This is a genomic window from Tabrizicola sp. BL-A-41-H6, assembly GCF_050632395.1.
GTDB lineage: Bacteria > Pseudomonadota > Alphaproteobacteria > Rhodobacterales > Rhodobacteraceae > JAUYQR01.
In genome coordinates this window covers 2,390,606-2,412,345 of the sequence record NZ_CP192600.1, presented here as the reverse complement: position 1 = coordinate 2,412,345, position 21,740 = coordinate 2,390,606, and the positions used below count along the sequence as shown (strand labels likewise).

Sequence of the window (21,740 nt, the reverse complement as noted above, 5' to 3'; positions counted from 1 at the left end):
CGACCCTGTCCGATGCGCCAGAAGGCAGGTATGACGCCCGACATCCTTTGCATCGGTTCCATCCTGTGGGACATCATCGGCCGCGCCCCGACCTCGATGCGTGTTGGCTCTGACGTGCCGGGCCGTATTACCCGCCTGCCCGGCGGCGTGGCGATGAACATCGCCATGACACTGCGCCGGTTTGGCATGACCCCTGCCCTGCTTACCGCCATCGGACGCGACGCCGAAGGCGACGAATTGATTGCCGCCTGTGACCGGATGGGCCTTGTCACCGCGCATGTCTACCGTTCCGACGATCTGCCGACCGACCGCTACATGGCCGTCGAAGGCGCCAACGGCCTGATCGCCGCCATCGCAGACGCCCACTCGCTGGAGGCGGCGGGCGACAAGATCCTGCGCCCGCTGGCCGATGCACGGCTTGGCAGCGCCGATGCACCGTGGGCCGGCCCCATCGCGCTGGACGGCAACCTGACCGAGGCACTTCTGGCCGACATTGCCGCCTCGCCGCTTTTTGCCGCCGCAGACCTGCGCGTGGCTCCGGCCTCACCGGGCAAGGCGGAGCGGCTGCTTCCGCTTCTGGGGCATTCCGCCGCTACGCTTTATGTGAACCTTGAAGAGGCCAACATCCTGTCAAAGGTGCAAAGCGGCACCGCGCCAGACGCGGCGCGCGCGCTGCTGGATCGGGGTGCCGCTGCCGTGCTGGTCACGGATGGTGGCCGTGCTGCCGCCGAAGGGCGCCGCGGTGCGGGCGTGATCGAAGGCGCCCCGCCCCCCGTTCTGGTGACCCGCGTCACCGGCGCGGGCGATACGTTCATGGCCGCCCATATCGTTGCCGAAGCCCGGGGGTTCCCGCGCGAGGCGGCACTGGCCGAGGCGTTGCGCGCCGCCGCCGCCTATGTCTCGGGGGAGATCGGATCGTGACCTTCAGCGACATGACTTGGCTTAACCCGCCCGCCGCCGTTAACGAAGGCGCCGATGGCCTGACGGTGACCACCGGCCCTTCCACCGATTTCTGGCGCGAAACCTTCTACGGCTTCATCCGCCATTCCGGCCACCACCTTGCCCAGCCGATCACAGGTGATTTCACCGCCCGCGTCACCATAACCGCCGATTATCAGGCGCTTTACGATCAGGCCGGCCTGATGCTGCGGCTGTCGGACACGCACTGGATCAAGGCCGGCATCGAACACACCGATGGCCAGCCGGTGTTTTCCACCGTGGTCACCAACGGCCAGTCCGACTGGGCCACCCTGCCCCTGTCGTTCCCCGCCAGCCCGATCACCCTGCGCCTGACCCGTCACGGCAGCGCGGTCCGCGTCGATGTGCAGGAACCCTCCGGTCTTTGGCGGATGACGCGGCTTGCGCATCTGCCCGACGGCCCCGCGATGATCGGCCCGATGGCCTGTTCACCCGAACGCGGCGGGTTCACGGCCACCTTCTCTCAATACACCTGCGGCCCCGCGATCCCCCGCGCGCTGCATGAGGATCACCCATGAGCCACCCGATCATCCTGTCGCCCGAAGTGACCGAGGCCCGCGCTAACGGCACACCGATTGTCGCGCTGGAAAGCACGATCATCACCCACGGCATGCCATTCCCGCAGAATGTGGAAACAGCCGCGCGGGTCGAGGCCGAGGTTCGTGCCCATGGCGCCACGCCAGCCACCATCGCTATTCTTCAACATCACATTCACATCGGGTTGACCGAGGCGGAACTGAGCCGCCTTGGCAAGGCGCGGAACGTCGCCAAACTGTCGCGCGCCGATCTGGCCGCCTGCCTTGCAACAGGCGGCACCGGGGCGACCACTGTCGCCGCCACCATGATCTGCGCGAGGCTTGCCGGGATCGACACCTTCGCCACCGGCGGCATCGGCGGGGTACATCGCGGTGCGGAAACCTCGTTCGACATCTCGGCCGATCTGCCGGAACTGGCGGAAACCGCCGTCACCGTGGTTGCCGCCGGGGCAAAGGCGATCCTCGATCTGCCGAAAACGCTGGAATACCTCGAAACCCGTGGCGTCCCGGTCATCGCCTACGGGCAGGACGATTTTCCCGCCTTCTGGTCGCGCGAGTCGGGCCTGCGCGCACCGTTGCGGATGGACACGCCAGCCGCCATCGCCGCCGCCCATCTGATGCGCATCCGGCTGGGCCTGCCCGGCGGGCAGCTGGTCGCCAACCCGATCCCGCCCGATGCCGAAATCCCCCGGGACGAGATCACGCCCCATATCGAGGCCGCGCTGGCCGAGGCTGCGGCGCAAGGCATCGCCGCGAAATCGGTGACACCCTTCCTTTTGCAACGCATCTTCGAACTGACCGCAGGCCGCTCGCTTGCGTCGAATATCGCACTTGTGTTGAACAACGCCCGCCTCGCCAGTGCAATCGCCACCGAAATCGCGCTTCAGCGGGCCAAAACCTGACAGCGCCCATTGGCAACCCGCGCCGCCCTTCATAGATTGCCCCCGCACGCGATCCCGCGCCTGCCGGAGCCCTGATGACCGAACCGAACAACCTTCGACGTCGTGGCATCCTCGCCTCGCTGCGCGCCAGCTTCCTGACCGGGCTGGTCGTGGTGCTTCCGATCGGCCTGACGATCTATTTCGTCTGGACGCTGATCGGCTGGATCGACGGCTGGATATTGCCCCTGATCCCCTCGGCCTACCAGCCCGAGGCGCTGATGCACGATATCTTCGGACCCGAGGCGAATTTCCCGGTGCGCGGCGTCGGTGTGCTGGTGTTCCTGGTCTTCACCGTCATCATCGGCTGGATGGCCAAGGGCCTGTTCGGCCGTTCCGTCATTCGCTGGGGCGAGGATATGGTCGACCGGATGCCGATCGTCCGTTCGGTCTATGGCGGGATCAAGCAGGTGGCCGAAACCTTCTTCAACAAGAAGGAACAAAGCTTCGACAAGGTCTGCCTCCTGGAATTTCCACGCGCCGGCTCCTATGCGCTGGGGTTCCTGTCGACCCGTCCCAAGGGGGAACTGGCCACCCGTCTTGCCGCCCTTGGCCCCGACATGTCGGCGGTTTTCGTGGGCCTGACGCCCTTCACCTCTGGGATGCTGCTTTTCGTGCCGACGAAAGACCTGACCATCCTCGACATGAAGATCGACGACGCGGCCAAGCTGATCGTGTCGGGTGGTCTGGTCTATCCGATTCCGAAAGAGCCGCTCAGCTGACCATCCGCACCAGATCGACGCTGGGTTCCTGACCGATCTTGGCGCCGTCGCCCTTCAGGAACACCTCTGCCGCGATGCGGCCCGCCGCCTTCAGCCGTTCAAGCACCCGGGGCGAGGCGGACAGCTTGGTGGCCGCCGAAAGCTCGTTCATCAACGCATCATCGGCAATCATGTGCACCCGCACGTCCTTCATCCGGCCCCGTTCCATCCGGCCTTCCGCGATCAGCCGCCGCACGAAGTTGATCGCCCGCAACTCGCCCAGAAGGCTGGCATTGAAGCTGATCTCGTTGATCCGGTTCTGAATCTCCACCGGGCTATCGGGCACAGTGTCGCGCCGGATCGGGTTGATCGACACCACAACGATGTCATCCGGCAAATTCGCCTCATACAGCGGAAAAAGCGCCGGGTTGCCGGCATAGCCGCCATCCCAATAGGCCTCGCCGCCGATCTCTACCGCCTGGAACACCGTCGGGATACAGGCCGATGCCATCAGCACCGCCGGGGTGATCTCCTGCCCGGTGAAGACCTTGATCTTGCCGGTCCGTACATTGGTGGCGCTGACGAACAACGCCGGCCCCTCGCTGGCGCAAACCCTGCTGAAATCGAAGGTCTCGACCATCGGGCCCAGCGGGTTTTGCCACGTCGGTCCCCACGCATAGGGCGAATAGAGCTGCGCCAGCACGGCCTCCGATGAAATTGGCATCATTGCTGCCGCCGCGTCCTGCCAGGCCCGCGCCATAGGCAGCCACGCCTGCACCCAAGGCACCATGCGCCAGTCTCCAATCGCGGCAACCTCGTCCCACAGATGGTCCAGCGCCTTTTTCGCGCCAAGCCGCCCGCCGACCAGCATTCCCGCCTTCAGCGCAGCCCCGTTCAGCGCCCCGGCCGAGGTGCCGGAGATGCCTGCAATCTCCAGATCGTCCTCCTCCAGCAGCCGGTCCAGCACACCCCAGGTGAAGGCGCCATGCGCGCCGCCGCCCTGCAAGGCCAGATTGATCTTCCGGCCTGCGGCCCGCGTCACAGCGCTGTCCATCCGCCATCGACGGAAATCGTGGTCCCCGTCACCTGATCGGCTGCGGGCGAACACAAATAGACCGTGGTGCCGCCGATCTGTTCGACCGTGGCGAACTGGCGGCTTGGCTGACGGTCCAGCATGACTTCGCGGATCACGGTTTCACGGTCCATGTTGTGCGCCTTCATCTGGTCGGGGATCTGCGCCTCCACCAAGGGTGTCAGCACATAGCCGGGGCAGATCGCGTTGCAGGTGATACCCTGCCCCGCAGTTTCCAGCGCCACTGTTTTCGACAGGCCCACAACACCGTGCTTGGCCGCGATGTAGGCCGATTTGAACGGGCTTGCCGTCAGCCCATGCGCCGAGGCGATGTTGACCACACGGCCCCACCCCTTGGCCCGCATCCCCGGCAGTGCCGCCGCCGTGGTGTGGAACGCCGAGGTCAGGTTGATCGCAAGGATCTGGTCCCACTTTTCCACCGGAAAGGTTTCGATCGGCGACACGAACTGGATGCCAGCGTTGTTCACCAGGATATCGCAGCCGCCCGCCTTTTCGATCAGCGCGCGACAGTCCGCGCCCTTCGACATGTCGGCGGCGATGTAGCTGACCTTCACCCCATGCTTGGCCGCCAGTGTTGCGGCCAGATCGTGATCTTCGGCGCGGTCGGTGAAACTGTTCAAGACCACCTCGGCCCCTGCCGCCGCCAGCGCCTCGGCCACGCCAAGCCCGATGCCAGAGTTCGACCCGGTGACCACTGCCCGCTTGCCCGTAAGTTCCATTTTGCACCTCATGCTGCGTTGGCAGCAGAGTGCCATGCTGCAGGTGCAAATAAAAGCGGCACGGGGTGCTTAGGCCAACACTCTGCCGTGAAATGAAAAAAACGCCGGCACAAGGCCGGCGTTCAGTTATTGAGGCAGGTTTCATACAGGCAAGAAACCTATCGAGCAGTGCCCTCTTTATAGTCTCCTCTCCGCCGATGGCCAAGCTAAAAGTTTGAAAAGCAACAAGGTCCGGCTTAGGCTTGCACAAAATGCAAAAGCCAGACGGGGATCACCGCGCAATGAACCATGCGACCGCCTTCAAACTTCGCGGGCTGACCGCTGCCCTCGCCCTGATGCTCGGCGTCGGAATCGCCGCCGCCGAACCGAAGCATGGCATAGCTATGTATGGCGAGCCTGCTCTCCCCCCGGATTTTGTGTCGCTGCCTCAGGTGAACCCTGACGCGCCAAAGGGGGGGCGCATCGTCTTTGGCGAAAGCGGCACCTTCGACAGCCTGAACCCGTTCATCACCAACGGACAGTCCGCCACCGGCATTTCTGGCCTTACGGTCGAGACGTTGATGGGCCGGTCCTACGACGAACCCTTCACGCTCTATGGACTTTTGGCCGAATCGATCAACACCGATGACGCGCGCAGTTACGTGGAATTTACCCTGCGTGAGGGCGCGCGATTCTCTGACGGGTCGCCGGTCACGGTGGACGACGTGCTTTGGTCGATGGAAAAGCTCGGCACCGACGGCAACCCCCGCTACCTTGGCGCGTGGAAAAAGATTGCCTCGTCCGAGGCGGTGGATGACCGCACCGTGCGTTTCACCTTCAACACCGTTGACCGCGAGCTTCCGCTGATCCTCGGGCTGCGTCCGATCCTGAAAAAGGCGCAGTGGGAAGGCAAGGATTTCACCGCCTCCAGCCTTGAAGCACCAATCGGCTCGGGCCCCTACGTCGTCGACAGCTTCGATGCCGGTGCCTACATCAGCTACAAGCGCAACCCCGACTGGTGGGGCAAGGACCTGCCGTTCAATCGTGGCCAGTGGAACTTTGACGAGATCCGCTATGACTATTTCGGCGACGGTGGCGTGGTGTTCGAGGCGTTCAAGGGCGGCACGATCACCAGCTACCGCGAAGGCAACGCCGCAAAGTGGCTGACGAACTATGATTTCCCCGCTGTCACCGCAGGCGACGTGGTGAAATCGGAAATCCCGCACAAGCGCCCCTCGGGCATCGAGGGCTTCGTGTTCAACACCCGCAAGCCCATCTTCCAGGACTGGCGCGTGCGCGAGGCGCTGATCCACGCCTTCAACTTCGAATTCATCAACCAGGCAATCACCGGCGGCACCCAGCCTCGCATCACCTCGTACTTCGGCAACTCGTTCCTCGGCATGGAGCCCGGCGTCCCGGCAACGGGTCGTGTGGCGGAACTGCTGGCGCCGTTCAAGGCCGACCTCCTGCCCGGTGCACTTGAAGGCTACACCCTGCCCGTCGCGGACGGGACCGAGATGAACCGCAAGAACCTGCGCGCAGCCACGGCGCTGCTAGAGGAAGCCGGCTGGACGGTGGGCGACGACGGCGTCCTGAAGAACGCCGAAGGCACGCCCTTCACGTTCCAGATCACCCTTGTCCAAGGGGCCGACGAGGTGGCCTCCATCGCCGCGATCTTTGTCGAGGCGCTGAAGCCCTTGGGCATCACCGCCACGATCAACACTGTCGACAGCGCGCAGTACAAGGAACGCACCACCAATTACGATTTCGACATGACCCACTACATCCGGTCCTTGTCGCTATCGCCCGGCAACGAGCAGATGCTGTATTGGGGTTCCGCCGGGGTCACCGAACCGGGCACCCGCAACTGGATGGGCATGAACTCTCCCGCAGCCGAAGCGATGATCTCGGCGATGCTGTCCGCCCCCGACGCCACCGAATTCACCGCCGCCACGCAGGCGCTTGACCGGGTGCTGACCAGCGGTAGATATGTCATACCGTTCTGGTACTCCAACGTCTCGCGTCTGGCGCATCGGAAAGAGTTGAAATACCCCGAACGGCTGCCGCTTTATGGCGACTGGATCGGGTTCCAACCAGACACCTGGTGGTATCATGAATGACAAGAACCGAAGGCAAGAGCATGAAAAAACTGATCGTTCTGGCACTGACCCTGGCGACCCTCGCTGCCTGCAACACCATTGCCGGCGTCGGTGAAGACGTCAGCGCCGGCGCGCGCACGGTGCAGGACGCGTTCTGATCTGATGGGTTGACAGCCTGCCGAAGCGCTCCCGGTGAAAGCCGGGGCGCTTTTGCCAATCAGGCCGCCGCCTCACGCGGCTCGGGCACCCGGATCACCGTCACAGAACAGGACGCCTCCGCCACCACCTGCGCCGACACCGATCCGAGATAGCGCCGCGTCGTCGAATGGCCGCGCGCGCCCATCAGGATGTGGCTGACGTGGTTTGCGGTGGCATAGTCGATGATCACCTGCCCGGGATCGGGCCCTTCCAGCACCGTGAAGGTCAGCCGATCGTCGGGCAGATCGAACCCGTCGGCCCAGGCGCGCAAGGCCACCAGCCGCGTCACATGCACATTGTTGCCGGCATCGTCGGTGCCCTGGTCAATGCCGATGCGCTGGGTCTTGATCACGTTGACGCAGGCCACCCTTGCCTCCGGCTCGATCACCAGCATCCGCTTCACCGCGCCGCGCAAGACCTCGGCCAGCCGCTCGCCCTCGGGTGACAGGTCGACTGCAACGCATAGGATCGGCACCGCTGCCAGTTGCGCCGACACCGACACGGGCGCAGTGAACCGCCGGATCTTGCGCGCCACCCGCCAGCGGTCGAACACCTGCAGGCATCCGTCCCGCTTCAGCTTCAGCGCGCGCTTCGTCAGCTTTACCTGTGCCGGATGCGCCAGATCGAAGGCCATCTGAGCCGCCGTCTGGGTGCGGCGCATCGGGTCCACCTCCAGCGCGTGCAGGATGATTTCCTGCAACCACTCCGGCACCTCGGGGCGCAGGGCGCGCGGCGGCACCGGGTCGCGCCACAGCCGCTTGCGCACGCCCCGCAACCGCTCCGGCGCGCCAAATGGCTGACGGCCTGTCGCCAGTTCGTAGATCATCGCCCCCAGCGCAAAAAGATCCGACCGCAGGTCATCGCGGCAGCGCAGATACTGCTCTGGCGCGATGTAGGGAAAGGTGCCCATCGGGATCTTGAATTCCTCGGCCAGCAGGTCGGGCAGCAGGTCGTGGCGCGACAGGCCAAAGTCGATCAGCACCATCTCGCCCGTGGTGCGTTGCATAAAATTGTCGGGCTTCAAGTCCAGATGGATGACGTGCTGGCGGTGGATGTCGGCCACCGCCTGCACCATCCGCGCTGCAATCTCGATCACATCCGACAATGGCAACGGTGCGCGGCGTGACACCGCCAGAAACGACCCGCCCTCGATCTTTTCAGTGACGATGTAGGGCATTACCGAGAAATCCCCGACGGCGATCACCTTCGGCACATGCGGCCCGGTCAGGCGCGGCATGATCATCTGCTCGACCTCGAAACCCACGATGGTCGGGGCGTCGTAGCCGTCGAGGATCGTCGGCACCTTCATCACCATCGGGCCGGCGTGATCGGGATGTGTCACCTCCCAAATCGTGGCGAACCCGCCCTGATGCAGCTTCTGCCCCAGCGTGAAGCCGTCGATCTGCAACCCCTCATGCGGGCGTCTTTGCATGGTCACCGTCCCCTCAACAATCGCAAGGCCAACTCTTCCGGCAAGCCCGCCGCGCGGATTTTCTGCACCGTCGGACCCATGTCGTAAGGCACCCGGCGAAACTCCAGTTCGTTGGCCGCAAGGTCCAGCAACGCATAGCCCGCCTGCGCCACCCCGTCGCGCGGTTGGCCCACCGCGCCCACTACAGCCAGCCAGCGCCGCGACCGGATCAACGGGATCGGTGTCGCCATACGGAACGTCTGTTCCCGAACCATCCCGGCCATGTCGCAACTTGCCAGCAGAGGAACATGCACATGTCCACAAAAGATCAGCCGCGCCTGACAGGAGCGGAACGATCCGGTCGCCTTGGTGTCCGAGGTCACGTAATTCCACGCCGCCGGCTCGTTCACCGAGGCGTGGACACACAGCACATCGTCAAACGACGCCACCATTTCCAGCCCGGACAGAAAGGCGCGGTGGGCCTCGGTCAGACGCGGCTTCGTCCAGTCAATCGCCCGCCGTGCCAGGCCTCCCATCGCCTCGGCCCCGCCGATGGCTGCGTTGTCGTGGTTGCCGCGAATGCAGAGCGCACCTTCGGCCACCAGCCGTCCGGCCATCTCCACGCACCACGCAGGGTCCGGGCCGTAACCAACCAGATCGCCCAGAATGATGATCCGTTCGGTGCCACGCAGGGCCGCATCCGCCAGCACCGCCTCGAACGCCTCGCGGTTGGCGTGAATGTCGGTCAGAATGGCCAGCTTCATCCGCTTCTCCCCAAGACTTCCGTGTGAAAACATAACGCGCCAGATGCACACCCGGTATGCGCCAGATCAAGCCCACGGGTCTTGCCCCCAGTCTTGACATTCCGGCCGCATGGGAGGAAGCCCAACCGTTCCGCAACGCAAGGAGGCACCCTTGGTCACGCTTGATATCTTTTCCGATCCGGTCTGCCCTTGGTGCTATATCGGCAAGGCGAACCTTGACCGCGCGCTGGCAGAGCACCCGGACCATCCCTTCGCGATCCAGTGGCATCCGTTCCAGTTGAACCCGGACATGCCCGCCGAAGGCATGCCGAAGCGCGCCTATCTGGAGGATAAGTTCGGCGGCAAGGCCCGCGTCGATGCCATTCACGAACGCCTGCGGGAATTTGCCCGCACCGCTGGCGTGGAGATGGACCCAGACAAGCCGCAGCGCATCCCCAACACGCTTGATGCCCACCGCCTGATCCACTGGGCCGGGATCGAGGGCGTGCAGCCCGCCGTCGCCGCCGCCCTGATGCGCGCCTATTGGGTGGACGGTCGCGATATCGGCGACCACGAAACCCTCGCCGCCATCGCGGGTGAAAACGGCATGGACCGCGACGCCACGCTGCGGCTGCTGGATTCGGACGCCGACGCCGACGATATCGCCGCCCGCGACGCCGACGCCCGCCAGAAGGGCGTGACGGCGGTGCCGACATTCCTCATCGCGCGGCAATACGTCGTGTCGGGCGCGCAACCGCCGCAAATGTGGGCGCAGGTCATTGCCGACCTTGCCGCCAGTCCCTCCACCTGAAAGCCGTTCCCTTGCCGTCAAAGCCCGTTTCCCAGACCGAATTCGTCGCCATCATCGCGATGCTGTTCGCCACCATCGCGATTTCCATCGACGCGATGCTGCCCGCCCTGCCCGATATCGCCGCGACCCTGTCGCCCGATGCGCCGAACGCGGCACAGTTGGTGGTGACGAGCTTTGTGTTCGGCATGGGCCTTGGCACCCTGTTCGCGGGCCCCCTGTCGGATGCGTTCGGGCGCAAACGCACGATCATGTTCTCGTCGGCGCTTTACGCCCTTGCCGCCCTTGCCTGCTATTTTGCGCCGACGCTTGAGACGCTGCTCATCGCGCGTGTCATTCAGGGCATTGGCGCATCCGGGCCGCGCATCGTGTCAATTGCGATGGTCCGTGACCTTTTCAAAGGGCGCGAGATGGCAAAGGTAATGTCTTTCGTGATGATGATCTTCACCGTTGTTCCCGCGATTGCACCGCTGATGGGCCAAGGCATCATCGCCATCGCAGACTGGCACGCGATCTTCCTTGCCTACATCGCATTTTCCGCCGTTACGATGGTCTGGCTTGGCCTGCGCCAACCCGAAACCCTGCCCGTTCCGTCACGCCGTCCGCTGGCGTTCGCGAGCCTTCTTGCCGCAACGAAGGAGCTGTTTCGCCTGCGCCCCGTGGTCGTGTCGATCATGGTGCAGACGCTGACGCTAGCAGCACTTTTCGCCACGCTGTCGTCGATGCAGGGCATCTTCGAACAACGCTTCGATCTTGCCGACAGCTTCCCGCTGTGGTTCGCGGTGATTGCGCTGACCTCGATGTCGGGCAGCCTGCTGAACTCGCGCATCGTGATGCGGGTAGGGATGCGACGGGTGATCGTCGCCACCTACACCGCGCAAGTCACGCTGACGCTGGTCAGCCTGGCCGCGGTTGGCAGCGGGCTTTTGCCCGAGGTGCTGGCGTTCCCGTTGCACATGGTCTGGTCGATCGGCCTCTTTGCGATGATGGGCCTGACGATGGGCAACCTGAACGCCCTGGCGATGGAGCCTGTAGGCCATATCGCGGGCCTTGCGGCCTCGGTGATGGGGGCGATTTCCACGGTTGGTTCGGTGCTACTGGCGATCCCGGTGGGTCTTGCGTTGAACGGGACCGTGCTGCCGCTGCTTGTCGGCGTGTCGGTGCTGCTGTGCGCCGCCCTTGCGCTGATGAAGCTGGCGCTGCCGGACCGCGCCGCCAGCCAGCCGGCCTAGACCTTCGCCGCCTTCGCGCCGGCCTTCACCACCTCGGCCAGATCGCGGGCGATGTTGAAGGCGCCCTTGATCCGATCGGCTTCGGATTTCATCTCGCCGGTCAGCACGATCTTGTTGCCATTGACCCGTGCCGCTCCACCCTGCGCCTTCAGGAAATCCACAAGGCCGGCGGGGTTGGCGAACTTGTCGTTGTGAAACTGGATCGTCGCGCCCTTCGGACCGGCATCCAGTTTCGATATCCCCGCCCGCTTGCACATCGCCTTGATCCGCACGATCAGCATCAGCGTGTTCACTTCCTTCGGCAGCGGTCCGAAGCGGTCGATCAACTCGGCCGCAAACCCCTCCAGTTCCACCTTGGTGCCCAGCGACGACAGCCGCCGGTAAAGCCCCAACCTCACGTCGAGGTCGATCACGTAATCCTCGGGGATCATCACCGGCACGCCAAGGTTCAATTGCGGGCTCCAGCCATCGTCGACCGTCGTCAGCCCCTGCAACTCGCCCGATTTGATCTTGGCAATCGTCTCTTCCAGCATCTGCTGGTAAAGCTCGTAGCCGACCTCCTTGATGTGGCCCGACTGCTCGTCGCCGAGAAGGTTGCCAGCGCCGCGCAGGTCGAGGTCGTGGCTGGCGAGGTTGAACCCTGCCCCAAGGCTGTCGAGGCTGCCCAGAAGCCGCAGCCGCTTGGTTGCCTGCGGCGTCAGCGGCGCGCGGGGTTTGGTGGTGAGATAGGCATAGGCGCGTGTCTTTGACCGTCCCACCCTGCCCCGGATCTGGTAAAGCTGCGCCAACCCGAACATGTCGGCCCGGTGGACGATCATCGTGTTGGCCGTCGGGATATCAAGGCCGGATTCCACGATGCTGGTCGCCACCAGCACGTCGTATTTGCCGTCGTAGAACTGGTTCATCCGGTCATCCAGATCACCCGCCGCCAATTGGCCGTGGGCGACGACGTAGGTCACTTCCGGTACATGGGTCTTCAGGAAATCCTCGATCTCGTGCAGGTCCGAAATCCGCGGCACCACATAGAACGACTGCCCGCCGCGGAAGCGTTCGCGCAGGAGCGCCTCGCGGATCGTGATCGTATCGAACTCGGCCACATAGGTGCGGATAGCCAAACGGTCGACAGGCGGCGTCGCGATGATCGACAGGTCGCGCACGCCGGTCAACGAAAGCTGCAAGGTGCGCGGGATCGGCGTCGCGGTCAGGGTCAGGACGTGGACCTCCGACCGCATTTCCTTCAGCCGTTCCTTGTGGGTCACGCCAAAGTGCTGTTCCTCGTCGATCACTAGAAGGCCGAGGTTCTTGAACTTGATCGACTTGGCCAACAGGGCGTGCGTGCCGACGACGATATCCACCGTCCCGTCGCTGATCGCCGCGCGGGTGGCGTTGGCGTCCTTTGCACTCACAAACCGCGACAAAGGCTTGACTGATATGGGAAATCCGCGAAACCGTTCGGCAAAGCTGCGGTAGTGCTGACGCGCCAGCAGCGTCGTGGGGCAGATCACCGCGACCTGCATCCCGGACAGGGCGGCGACGAAGGCTGCCCGCATCGCGACCTCGGTCTTGCCAAAGCCAACGTCGCCCACGACCAACCGGTCCATCGGGCTGCCCTTTTCAAGGTCGGCCACCACATCGGCAATCGCCGATAACTGGTCGTCCGTCTCCTGATAGGGGAACCGCGCCGCGAAGGCCTCCCAGATCGAATGCGGCGCCTCAAGGATCGGCGCGTGGCGCAAGGCCCGCTCCGCCGCGATCCGCATCAGGCGGTCGGCAATCTCCTTGATCCGTTCCTTCAGCTTGGCCTTCTTGGCCTGCCACGCCCCGCCGCCCAGACGGTCCAGCAGCCCCTCATCATGGCCATAACGGCTAAGGAGTTCGATGTTCTCGACCGGCAGGTAAAGCTTTGCGTTGTCGGCATATTCCAGCGCCACGCAGGCATGCGGCGCGCCAAGGGCGGTGATCGTTTCCAACCCCAGATAGCGACCGACGCCGTGTTCGACATGCACCACCAGATCGCCGGGTGACAGCGTATCGACCTCGCGCAGGAAGTTGTCGGCCTTGCGCTTTTTCCGCGGCTTGCCGACCATCCGGTCGCCCAGCACGTCCTGTTCGGAAATCACCGTAAGGCCCGGCGCGGTGAACCCGCTTTCCAATGGCCAGATCATCAGGAAAAGCCCGCCCTTGCCGTCCGGCACAGCGCGGAAATCCGCAGCCTCCTCGGTCAGCAAGCCCTGATCCAGCAACAGTCCCTTCAGGCGCTCTCGCGCGCCATCGGACCAACTGGCGACAACAACCTGCCCGGCCTTGGAAACTGCGCGAACATGGTCTGCCAACGCTTCGAAAAGGTTCACCTTTTCCTGCTGTCTCTCTGGCGCGAAACTGCGCCCGATCCGCCCCCCGGCATCCAGCACCCCCGGCCCCGGGCTTTGCGCGAAGGGTGACAACTGGATCACCCGATGCCCCGCCACCGCCGCTTCCCACGCGGCATCGTCCAGATACAACAGCCCCGGTTCCACCGGCTTGTAGACCGTGTCGATCCGCCCCTTCACGGTCAGCGCCTCGGCGCGGGCGTCATGGCTGTCGTCGATCCCCTCCCACCGCGCCAGACGGGCGGCGGTGATATGGTCGTCCAGCATGACCGAGGCGTCGGGCAGATAGTCGAAGAGGGTGTCCAGTCCGGCATGGAAGAACGGCAGCCAATGCTCCATCCCCTGATGCTTGCGGCCCGCGCTCACCGCCTCGTACAGCGGATCATCCACCCCTGCCGTGCCAAAGGCGATGCGGTAGTTCTGCCGGAACCGTGCGATCGCCGCCTCATCCAGGATCACCTCCGACACCGGCGCGAAATCGACCGAGGTCAGCTTTTCCGTGGTGCGCTGGGTTTCAGGATCGAACCGCCGCGCGCCGTCCAGCACGTCACCGAAGAAATCCAGCCGGATCGGCCCGCCCGGACCCGGCGGAAAAATGTCGATGATCCCGCCGCGCAAGGCATAGTCGCCCGGTTCGGCCACCGTCGACACCGGCGAAAACCCCATCCGCGCCAGAAACCCCTTCAGCCGCGCCTCATCCACCCGGTCGCCCACCCGCGCACGGAAAGAAGACGCCTGCACCACCGCCCGTGTCGGCACCCGCTGGGTGGCCGCGTTCAGCGTCGTCAGCAGCACGAACGGCCCGCCAAGCCCATCGGCCAAGGTGGCAAGTGTCGCCATCCGCCGTGCGGTAATCTCGGGGTTCGGGCTCACGCGGTCGTAGGGCAGGCAATCCCACGCCGGAAACTCCAGCACCACCGCTTCTGGCGCCATCACGGCAAGCGCCGCGCGCATCGCCTCGGCCCGCTTGTCATCGCGTGCGACATGGATCACCGGCTTCCCACGGCCCAGTTCGCGCGCCAGAAGCCGGGCGTCATATCCCTCCGGCGCCCCGCCGAGCAAGATCCGATCCGCTGTCATTCCGTTGCAACCTTCCGACGCGCCAATGCGGCCAATCTTGACGGGACCGGCCATTTCAAGGCCGACCCCTCAGGACCGCCTCAGTTCAGGATGGAGATGTTCAGGTTCTGCCACATCCCGTACATAGCCGTGATGAAGATCGAAACCATGCCCGTGGCCTGCAATAAGCGGCGGTGGATGCTCAGCCGCCGATGCAGTGCCAGCCCTTCGCCCTCGTCCCCGATGATGCGCTGGCCACAGCGAAAGCTCAGCCAGATCACCAGTGTCATAGGCGCGGTCAACAGGAATACCGCTTGGGCGAATTCCAGGTTGTAGACGAAGGCCAGAACGCCAAGGATGCTCATCCAGAACGACACCAGCATGACGATCCACACTGCGCCGGGCTGCAACGCCGAAACCAGTCGGCTGGAATAGATCCGCGCCAGAGCTTCGACGTCGGTCTGCGCCTCGCCGCCATAGCGCCTGGCCTTGCGCAACATGTCAAACGGCACACCCATCACCCAATGGGTGGTCGTCGACCACAGGACCGCAAGGGCGATCCAGTACCAAAGGTTCGAAAACGAGCGCATGTCGATGACTTCGAAAACCGTATCAAGCACGTCCACGAGATCGACTTTCCTTTCGACACGCCCGTCGCGGTCAGACGGGATACCACGCGTCCTCTCTTGAGGCGCGGCTCTTTCGATGGCAGACAGAAGCCAAAGCTGCAAGCCCCCGCCTGCACGCACCATGCTCAAGGAAGCTGCCATGCACCCGACATTCGCGCCCTTTCCCGCAACCCGGCTGCGCCGGATGCGCCGGACGCCGGCGCTGCGGGCGCTGGCGCAGGAAAACGCGCTGGGGCTTGGTGATCTGATCTGGCCGGTGTTCGTGCGCGACGGGGTGAACACGCGCGACCAGATTGCCTCGATGCCCGGCGTGGAACGGCTGTCGGTCGATCTGGTGGTGAAGGCGGCTGAAATGGCGGCGGGCCTCGGCATCCCGGCGATCTGCCTCTTTCCCTATACCGATCCCGCGCTAAAGACCGCCGATTGCCGCGAGGCGTGGAACCCAGACAACCTTGCCAACCGGGCGATCCGCGCGATCAAGGCGGCGGTGCCCGACATCGCGGTGATGACGGACGTCGCGCTTGATCCTTACAACCTGCACGGCCATGACGGTCTGGTGCAGGACGGCATCATCCTGAACGACGAAACCGTCGAGGCATTGGTCAAGATGACCCTCGCACAAGCCGAGGCGGGGGCCGATATCCTTGGCCCCTCGGACATGATGGATGGCCGGATCGGCGCGATGCGGGCGGCGCTGGAAGGTGCCGGGCACAAGGACGTGGCGATCCTCAGCTATGCGGCCAAGTATGCCTCGGCGTTCTACGGCCCGTTCCGCGACGCCGTGGGGGCAACAGGGGCGCTTAAGGGCGACAAGAAGACCTACCAGATGAACCCCGCCAACAGCGACGAGGCCTTGCGTCTGGTGGCCCGTGACCTGGCCGAGGGCGCTGACATGGTCATGGTGAAACCCGGAATGCCCTACCTCGACATCTGCCGCCGGGTGAAGGATGCCTTCAGCGCGCCGACCTACGCCTACCAGGTGTCGGGCGAATACGCGATGATCCGGGGCGCGGCCCTGAACGGCTGGATCGACGGCGAGAAGGCGATGCTGGAAAGCCTGATGTGCTTCAAGCGCGCCGGCTGCGATGGCATCCTGACCTACTTCGCGCCGGACGTGGCCCGGCTGATCCGCGCCGGCCTTTAACCGTCAGTCCAACTGCCCCTGCACCGTCGTCGTCAGGTCATTCAGCGAAAATGGTTTCGGCAGGAACACCGAGTTCGGTATCCGCGCCTGACCTTCCGACAGGCAATCCTCGGCATAGCCCGACACGAAGATCACCCGCACGTTTGGGCGGTCCTGCAGCGCCAGCCGCACCCAAGACGGGCCATCCATGCCCGGCATCACCACGTCGGTGACAAAGACATCCACCTCCAGCGTCGGGTCCTCCAGCGTTTTCAGCGCCTGCTCGGCACTGTCGGCCTCCAGCACGGTATAGCCGCGCAGGCGCAGCGCGCGGCTGGCAAACGCCCTGACCGGCGCCTCGTCCTCGACCAAAAGCACCACACCCTCGCCTTGTCGCACCAGCGTCCGGCGCGGCGGCTTTTCCTCGATCACCACCGGCTCTGGCGCGTCATGCACCGGGAAATAAAGCTGGAACGTGGTGCCTTCGCCCGGCACCGAATCCACAAAGATGAATCCGCCCGATTGCTTGACGATGCCGTAGGCCGTCGACAGGCCAAGCCCGGTGCCCTCGCCCACCCGCTTCGTCGTGTAGAACGGCTCGAAGATCTTCTGCAGCCGGTCCGCTGGAATCCCGATGCCGTGGTCGATCACCCGGATCACCGCATAATCGCCCGCCGGAACCGACGCCCGGTCCCGCTTCATTTCCTCGGTCAACGTCACAGGCTCGGTCTCGATGCGGATCGCACCGCCTTCCGGCATCGCATCGCGCGCGTTCACCACCAGGTTCACAAGCACTTGCTCCAACTGCCGCTTGTCGGCACGGATCGGCCCAAGCGGTCCGGAATTGCTTGCTCGCAGCGCGATGCGTTCCCCGACCAGCCGGTTCAAAAGATGCGTCAGGTCGGACAGCACCTCCTCCAGATCAAGCTGCTCTGGCTTAAGCGTCTGCTTGCGGGAAAACGCCAGCAATTGCCCGACCAGTGCCGCCGCCCGGTTGGAGTTCTGGCGGATCTGCTCCAGATCCGCGAACGCCGCATCCTCGCGCCCGTGACGCAGCAGCAAAAGGTCGCAATGCCCCGAAATCGCGGTCAGCAGGTTGTTGAAATCATGCGCGATCCCGCCGGCAAGCTGGCCGATGGCCTGCATCTTCTGGCTTTGCACGAACTGGGCTTCCAGCGTCTTCAGCGCGGTTGCGTCATTCAGCACCGCCAGCACCCCCGGCCTTCCCGCCTCGACGATACGCCGCAGGGTCACTTGCAGGAACCGGTCCTCTCCCATCTTGCGGGCGCGCAATACCTCGGCGCTGCCCGGCAACCGCTCGCTCACCACATCGGCCAGCCAATCCGACACAGGCCGCCCCAAGCCTTCGAACAGTTCGTGGAACATGGCGCTGCCAAGGTCACCCTGCCACATCAGGTCGCGCGCGGCCTTGTTGGCAGCGCGCAAGGTGCCGTCGGGATCAAAGCTCATCAAAGCCACCGGAACGTGTTCGAAATCCGCCAGCGCTGCGCCCTTTTCAGCTTCGGGCAGCGTGGGCAAAAAGAAGATTTCCCGTCGTTCTCCTTGCGCCTCCAGTTCCGCAAGCATCGCGCGGATCGGCCCGTCTGCTCCGATCAGCGTGACTTCCTCGCCGCTGCGGCCAACGCCGCGGGGCAGCACATCCTCGATCTGCTTCGGTCGTCGGCCCAAAAGCTTGCGCAGCGCCTCGTTGGCAAAAAGCACCAGCCCGGCCTTGTTGACCACCATCATCGGCAGGCTCAACGTTTCGGCTCCCCGGCTGCCAAGGCCGCGATCCTTAACCTCGTCGATGCGCCACAAAAAGCGGTCCGACGACATCCTATGCACCGAAATCCGGATGATTCCGGCTGGCCCCGGCAGATCCTCGCGTGCCGCGCCCACACCCACTGCGCGGGTCTGCAAGCGTTGCAACACCGCCCCCGGCGACGTGATCCGCTCCTGCAAGACGGACAGCATCGTGTCAGCCGACGTGCCGAACTGCGCTGCCGCCGCCGCGTTGCGAAACGTCAGGCAGCCGGATTCGTCTGTGGCAAACGAGGCTGCGGCATCCAGCGCCACCAGCCGGAACAAACGCTCGCTTTCGTGCCGGTCGGCCCAGCCAAGCCAGGCCACCACCGCCCGCGCCAAGAGCACCAGCGCCACCAGCGTCAGCCCGCAGCCGAGTGCTGCAAGCCGCACCGTCGGTTGCTGTGATATCGCGGCAAAGCCAAGAAAACCCAGCGCCGCCGCCAAAAGCATCCCCGCCCGGATCGACACGAATTCGGCGGTTCCGACAACAGCACGCACTTCGGCTTCGGGTCGCGACACCAGCAAGCTCCTCTTTACACTCGGCCTGCTGTCATAGGTCGCGAAAATGGTTAACTGATGCTTAACCCGCGCATGACGAAGCGGCATTTCCACGACACGGGCTGTGGACACGCGCCGCTTCCCGTTCGGGTTGTGTCATACCGCTCAGGCTCGCGTCAACAGGGCGACAAAGAAGCCATCGCCGCCACTGGTGGGAAGGAATCGCTGCTTCGACTGTACGGTCCAGCCCGGATGCGCCGTCACAAAGGCGTTCACCTGCGCCTCGTTCTCTTTTTCCAGAAGCGAACAGGTGGCGTAGGCCAATGTCCCGCCGGGGCCGACCATGGTAGCGGCGCGGGTCATGATGCCCGCCTGCACCGCCACAACCTCTGCCAGCCGCGCCTCTGTCAGCGCCCATTTGCCTTCCGGATCGCGCCGCCAGCTGCCCGACCCGGAACAAGGCGCATCGACCAGCACAAGGTCAAAGGGCGCCAGCGTCTCGGGCGCCTCAGTCAGTGTCACGGCCACACCTGCCCGTCGTGCTCGTTCCGGCAGGTCGGCCATCCGGCGCGGGTTGGCGTCATGCGCCCAGACCTTTATCCGCGCCAGCGCCGCCATCGCCAGTGTCTTGCCCCCGCCCCCGGCGCAATGGTCCAAGACGCGTATCCCGTCGCGCAGCGGCAGCGCCTCGACCACCGCCTGCGAACTTGCGTCCTGCAACTCCACCAGCCCCGTCCGAAAGCTTTCGCTGGTCTGGATTTTGCGTGCGTTGCCGGTAACTTCCAGCGCGGTCTTGGCAAGCGGGTGTGGCGTGGCTGCGATCTCCTCGCCCGCCAGCCTTGCAAGCGCTTGCGCCACGGTCGTCTTGCGCAGGTTCACCCGCAGAAACACTGGCGCACGCACCTGCATGGCACGCAGAACCGGAACCGTCGCATCGCCAAGGCTCGCCTCAAGCTCGGGCAACAGCCAGTCCGGCACATCCAGCGCCTCGGCCCCCACCGGCCGGCGGCCGATCTCGTCCGGGCCCACCTTGACCGGCGCATGGCCCTCGCCCGTGAAAAGATCGCCCCCGTCGCCACCCGACGCCCGCACGCCGCCAAGAATAAGCCCGCGCCCTGTCATCGCACCACCAAGCGCCGCATAAGATCGCTTGCAACGCAGCGCGTCGAACACCAGATCGCGCACCGCAGCCCGGTCCCCCGATCCGGCAAAGCGGCTAGCGCGGCCCCAGTTCGTCAAGGCCCGCTCCACCGGTTCACCCGCCAGATATCGGTCAAGGACGGCGATCGCCGCCGCCGCCCGCGCGCCGGGCGTCATGCTTTATCTTCGACGCGCAAGGGTCTGACTGACATGTAGATTACATCACGCGGTAGTTCGGGCTTTCCCGCGTGATCTGCACGTCATGGACATGGCTTTCCTTCAACCCTGCCCCGGTGATCCGCACGAATTCGCACTTCGTCCGCATCTCGGCAACCGTCGCGCAGCCCGTGTATCCCATCGCCGCGCGCAGGCCGCCGACCATCTGGTGAATGACCGCCTGAGCCGAGCCCTTGTACGGCACCTGCCCCTCGATGCCCTCGGGCACCAGCTTGTCGCTGGCTGCGTCCTTCTGGAAATAGCGGTCCGCCGACCCCCGCGCCATTGCGCCCAACGACCCCATCCCGCGGTAAGCCTTGTAGGACCGTCCGTTCCACAAGATCACCTCGCCGGGGCTTTCGTCGGTGCCGGCAATAGCCGATCCAACCATCGCGCAGGATGCGCCCGCCGCGATCGCCTTGGCGAAATCGCCGGAATACTTGATCCCGCCGTCCGCGATCACCGGCACGTCGCCCGCCGCGCGCGCGGCATCCATGATCGCCGTCAACTGTGGCACACCGACGCCCGCCACTATCCGCGTCGTGCAGATCGAGCCCGGCCCGATCCCCACCTTCACCGAATCCGCGCCCGCACCGATCAGTGCCCGCGTCGCCTCGCCGGTGGCGACGTTGCCGGCCACCACCTGCACCGCGTTCGACAGCGCCTTGATCCGCTCCACCGCCCGCGCCACGCCTTCGCTGTGGCCATGTGCGGTGTCGATCACCACCATGTCGACCCCGGCCTCGATCAAGGCCTGGCTGCGTTCAAAGCCCGCGTCGCCCACGGTCGACGCCGCCGCCACCCGCAACCGGCCGAGCTCGTCCTTGCAGGCGTGGGGGTTCAACACGCTTTTCTCGGTATCCTTCAGGGTCAGCAGGCCAGTCAGCTTGCCCTGCCCGTCGGTCACCAGCAGCTTTTCGATCCGCCGCGCCTTCATCAGGCTGATCGCCTCGGCACGGTCCACCGGTTCGCGCAGGATGGCAAGGTTTTCCGAACTCATCATCGCGCGAACCGGGGTGCGGTCATCATTGGCAAAGCGCATGTCGCGGTTGGTCACGATGCCAAGCACCCGGCCCCGGTCGTCAACCACCGGAAAACCGGTGATCGAATACCGTTCCATCAGCACCTTGGCATCGGCCAGCGTCTGGTCCGGCGTCAGGGTGATCGGCTGATACACCACCCCGGACTCGAACCGCTTCACCCGCCGCACCTCGCGCGCCTGCGCCTCAAGGTCGAGGTTGCGGTGGATCACCCCGATCCCGCCCGCCTGCGCCATCGCAATCGCCATGCGACCTTCGGTCACCGTATCCATCGCGCTGGACAGAAGCGGAATGTTCATCCGGATCGACCGCGTGACAAAGGTCGAGGTGTCCGCATCCGACGGCAACACGCTGGAAGCGGCCGGAACCAGAAGCACGTCGTCGAATGTGAGAGCCTCACGAATCTCCATGGAATATCCCTTCGG

18 protein-coding genes are annotated in these 21,740 nt (G+C 64.7%); 9 read left to right on the top strand and 9 right to left on the bottom strand.

Annotated elements, in window-relative coordinates:
* The first annotated feature begins 12 nt into the window (after positions 1-12).
* The 4 genes from ACROUL_RS11810 (at position 13) to ACROUL_RS11795 (ending at position 3,174) form a co-directional block, all read left to right on the top strand.
* Positions 13-921, top strand: coding sequence for a PfkB family carbohydrate kinase (locus tag ACROUL_RS11810; RefSeq protein WP_431299668.1), 909 nt, complete (start codon positions 13-15; stop codon positions 919-921).
* Complete coding sequence (locus ACROUL_RS11805) at positions 918-1,496, top strand: DUF1349 domain-containing protein (protein WP_431299667.1); 579 nt, start codon at positions 918-920, stop codon at positions 1,494-1,496. The genes ACROUL_RS11810 and ACROUL_RS11805 overlap by 4 nt, the downstream gene beginning before the upstream one ends.
* Positions 1,493-2,416: a pseudouridine-5'-phosphate glycosidase gene (locus ACROUL_RS11800; RefSeq protein WP_431299666.1), complete on the top strand. Its 924-nt coding sequence runs from the start codon at positions 1,493-1,495 to the stop codon at positions 2,414-2,416. The genes ACROUL_RS11805 and ACROUL_RS11800 overlap by 4 nt, the downstream gene beginning before the upstream one ends.
* Before the next feature lie 74 nt (positions 2,417-2,490).
* Positions 2,491-3,174, top strand: a complete 684-nt coding sequence (locus ACROUL_RS11795; protein WP_431299665.1) for a DUF502 domain-containing protein — start codon at positions 2,491-2,493, stop codon at positions 3,172-3,174.
* Here ACROUL_RS11795 and ACROUL_RS11790 read toward each other — a convergent pair.
* On the bottom strand, positions 3,167-4,207 hold the full coding sequence (locus ACROUL_RS11790; protein WP_431299664.1) for a patatin-like phospholipase family protein: 1,041 nt from the start codon (positions 4,205-4,207) through the stop codon (positions 3,167-3,169). The two genes, ACROUL_RS11795 and ACROUL_RS11790, sit on opposite strands and share 8 nt — an antisense overlap.
* A complete protein-coding gene (locus tag ACROUL_RS11785; RefSeq protein ID WP_431299663.1) occupies positions 4,192-4,965 on the bottom strand; it encodes a 3-hydroxybutyrate dehydrogenase in 774 nt (257 codons plus the stop codon). Before ACROUL_RS11785 ends, ACROUL_RS11790 begins: the two co-directional genes overlap by 16 nt.
* 281 nt (positions 4,966-5,246) lie before the next feature.
* On the opposite strand from ACROUL_RS11785, the gene ACROUL_RS11780 reads away from it, so the two are divergent.
* Together ACROUL_RS11780 and ACROUL_RS11775 are read left to right on the top strand one after the other, a co-directional pair.
* Positions 5,247-7,064 carry an extracellular solute-binding protein gene (locus ACROUL_RS11780; RefSeq protein WP_431299662.1) on the top strand — a complete coding sequence of 606 codons (1,818 nt, stop codon included), beginning with the start codon at positions 5,247-5,249 and terminating at the stop codon, positions 7,062-7,064.
* Positions 7,065-7,084: 20 nt separating this feature from the next.
* Positions 7,085-7,201, top strand: coding sequence for a lipoprotein (locus ACROUL_RS11775; protein ID WP_431299661.1), 117 nt, complete (start codon positions 7,085-7,087; stop codon positions 7,199-7,201).
* A 59-nt stretch (positions 7,202-7,260) separates the two neighbouring features.
* Here the strand turns inward: ACROUL_RS11775 and ACROUL_RS11770 are convergent, their stop codons facing one another.
* A complete protein-coding gene (locus ACROUL_RS11770) occupies positions 7,261-8,673 on the bottom strand; it encodes a serine/threonine protein kinase (protein WP_431299660.1) in 1,413 nt (470 codons plus the stop codon).
* 2 nt (positions 8,674-8,675) lie between these two features.
* Positions 8,676-9,416, bottom strand: coding sequence for a metallophosphoesterase family protein (locus ACROUL_RS11765; protein ID WP_431299659.1), 741 nt, complete (start codon positions 9,414-9,416; stop codon positions 8,676-8,678).
* Between the two features lie 151 nt (positions 9,417-9,567).
* On the opposite strand from ACROUL_RS11765, the gene ACROUL_RS11760 reads away from it, so the two are divergent.
* Complete coding sequence (locus ACROUL_RS11760) at positions 9,568-10,206, top strand: DsbA family oxidoreductase (protein ID WP_431299658.1); 639 nt, start codon at positions 9,568-9,570, stop codon at positions 10,204-10,206.
* A gap of 59 nt (positions 10,207-10,265) precedes the next feature.
* Positions 10,266-11,435 (top strand): MFS transporter, encoded by a 1,170-nt coding sequence (locus tag ACROUL_RS11755; protein WP_431301301.1) that lies wholly within the window; start codon positions 10,266-10,268, stop codon positions 11,433-11,435.
* Here ACROUL_RS11755 and mfd read toward each other — a convergent pair.
* Together mfd and ACROUL_RS11745 are read right to left on the bottom strand one after the other, a co-directional pair.
* A complete protein-coding gene (mfd, locus tag ACROUL_RS11750; protein WP_431299657.1) occupies positions 11,432-14,884 on the bottom strand; it encodes a transcription-repair coupling factor in 3,453 nt (1,150 codons plus the stop codon). The two genes, ACROUL_RS11755 and mfd, sit on opposite strands and share 4 nt — an antisense overlap.
* A gap of 80 nt (positions 14,885-14,964) precedes the next feature.
* Entirely contained in the window at positions 14,965-15,489 is a 525-nt protein-coding gene (locus ACROUL_RS11745) for a component of SufBCD complex (RefSeq protein ID WP_431299656.1), read from the bottom strand.
* Positions 15,490-15,631: 142 nt separating this feature from the next.
* On the opposite strand from ACROUL_RS11745, the gene hemB reads away from it, so the two are divergent.
* Entirely contained in the window at positions 15,632-16,636 is a 1,005-nt protein-coding gene (gene hemB, locus ACROUL_RS11740; protein WP_431299655.1) for a porphobilinogen synthase, read from the top strand.
* A gap of 3 nt (positions 16,637-16,639) precedes the next feature.
* Here hemB and ACROUL_RS11735 read toward each other — a convergent pair whose 3' ends face one another.
* The 3 genes from ACROUL_RS11735 to guaB form a co-directional block, all read right to left on the bottom strand.
* On the bottom strand, positions 16,640-18,871 hold the full coding sequence (locus tag ACROUL_RS11735; protein ID WP_431301300.1) for an ATP-binding protein: 2,232 nt from the start codon (positions 18,869-18,871) through the stop codon (positions 16,640-16,642).
* Between the two features lie 213 nt (positions 18,872-19,084).
* On the bottom strand, positions 19,085-20,236 hold the full coding sequence (locus ACROUL_RS11730) for an RsmB/NOP family class I SAM-dependent RNA methyltransferase (protein WP_431299654.1): 1,152 nt from the start codon (positions 20,234-20,236) through the stop codon (positions 19,085-19,087).
* A 40-nt stretch (positions 20,237-20,276) separates the two neighbouring features.
* On the bottom strand, positions 20,277-21,725 hold the full coding sequence (guaB, locus tag ACROUL_RS11725; protein WP_431299653.1) for an IMP dehydrogenase: 1,449 nt from the start codon (positions 21,723-21,725) through the stop codon (positions 20,277-20,279).
* Positions 21,726-21,740 lie beyond the last annotated feature (15 nt).

What these genes read in the sequence shown, in the direction of transcription:
- ACROUL_RS11810 (WP_431299668.1), top strand. Translation starts at nt 13, where the DNA reads ATGCGCCAGAAGGCAGGTATGACGCCCGACATCCTTTGCATCGGTTCC.
- ACROUL_RS11800 (WP_431299666.1), top strand. Translation starts at nt 1,493, where the DNA reads ATGAGCCACCCGATCATCCTGTCGCCCGAAGTGACCGAGGCCCGCGCT.
- ACROUL_RS11795 (WP_431299665.1), top strand. Translation starts at nt 2,491, where the DNA reads ATGACCGAACCGAACAACCTTCGACGTCGTGGCATCCTCGCCTCGCTG.
- ACROUL_RS11790 (WP_431299664.1), bottom strand. Translation starts at nt 4,207, where the DNA reads ATGGACAGCGCTGTGACGCGGGCCGCAGGCCGGAAGATCAATCTGGCC.
- ACROUL_RS11785 (WP_431299663.1), bottom strand. Translation starts at nt 4,965, where the DNA reads ATGGAACTTACGGGCAAGCGGGCAGTGGTCACCGGGTCGAACTCTGGC.
- ACROUL_RS11780 (WP_431299662.1), top strand. Translation starts at nt 5,247, where the DNA reads ATGAACCATGCGACCGCCTTCAAACTTCGCGGGCTGACCGCTGCCCTC.
- ACROUL_RS11775 (WP_431299661.1), top strand. Translation starts at nt 7,085, where the DNA reads ATGAAAAAACTGATCGTTCTGGCACTGACCCTGGCGACCCTCGCTGCC.
- ACROUL_RS11770 (WP_431299660.1), bottom strand. Translation starts at nt 8,673, where the DNA reads ATGCAAAGACGCCCGCATGAGGGGTTGCAGATCGACGGCTTCACGCTG.
- ACROUL_RS11765 (WP_431299659.1), bottom strand. Translation starts at nt 9,416, where the DNA reads ATGAAGCTGGCCATTCTGACCGACATTCACGCCAACCGCGAGGCGTTC.
- ACROUL_RS11755 (WP_431301301.1), top strand. Translation starts at nt 10,266, where the DNA reads ATGCTGTTCGCCACCATCGCGATTTCCATCGACGCGATGCTGCCCGCC.
- mfd (WP_431299657.1), bottom strand. Translation starts at nt 14,884, where the DNA reads ATGACAGCGGATCGGATCTTGCTCGGCGGGGCGCCGGAGGGATATGAC.
- hemB (WP_431299655.1), top strand. Translation starts at nt 15,632, where the DNA reads ATGCACCCGACATTCGCGCCCTTTCCCGCAACCCGGCTGCGCCGGATG.
- ACROUL_RS11735 (WP_431301300.1), bottom strand. Translation starts at nt 18,871, where the DNA reads ATGCTTTTGGCGGCGGCGCTGGGTTTTCTTGGCTTTGCCGCGATATCA.
- ACROUL_RS11730 (WP_431299654.1), bottom strand. Translation starts at nt 20,236, where the DNA reads ATGACGCCCGGCGCGCGGGCGGCGGCGGCGATCGCCGTCCTTGACCGA.
- guaB (WP_431299653.1), bottom strand. Translation starts at nt 21,725, where the DNA reads ATGGAGATTCGTGAGGCTCTCACATTCGACGACGTGCTTCTGGTTCCG.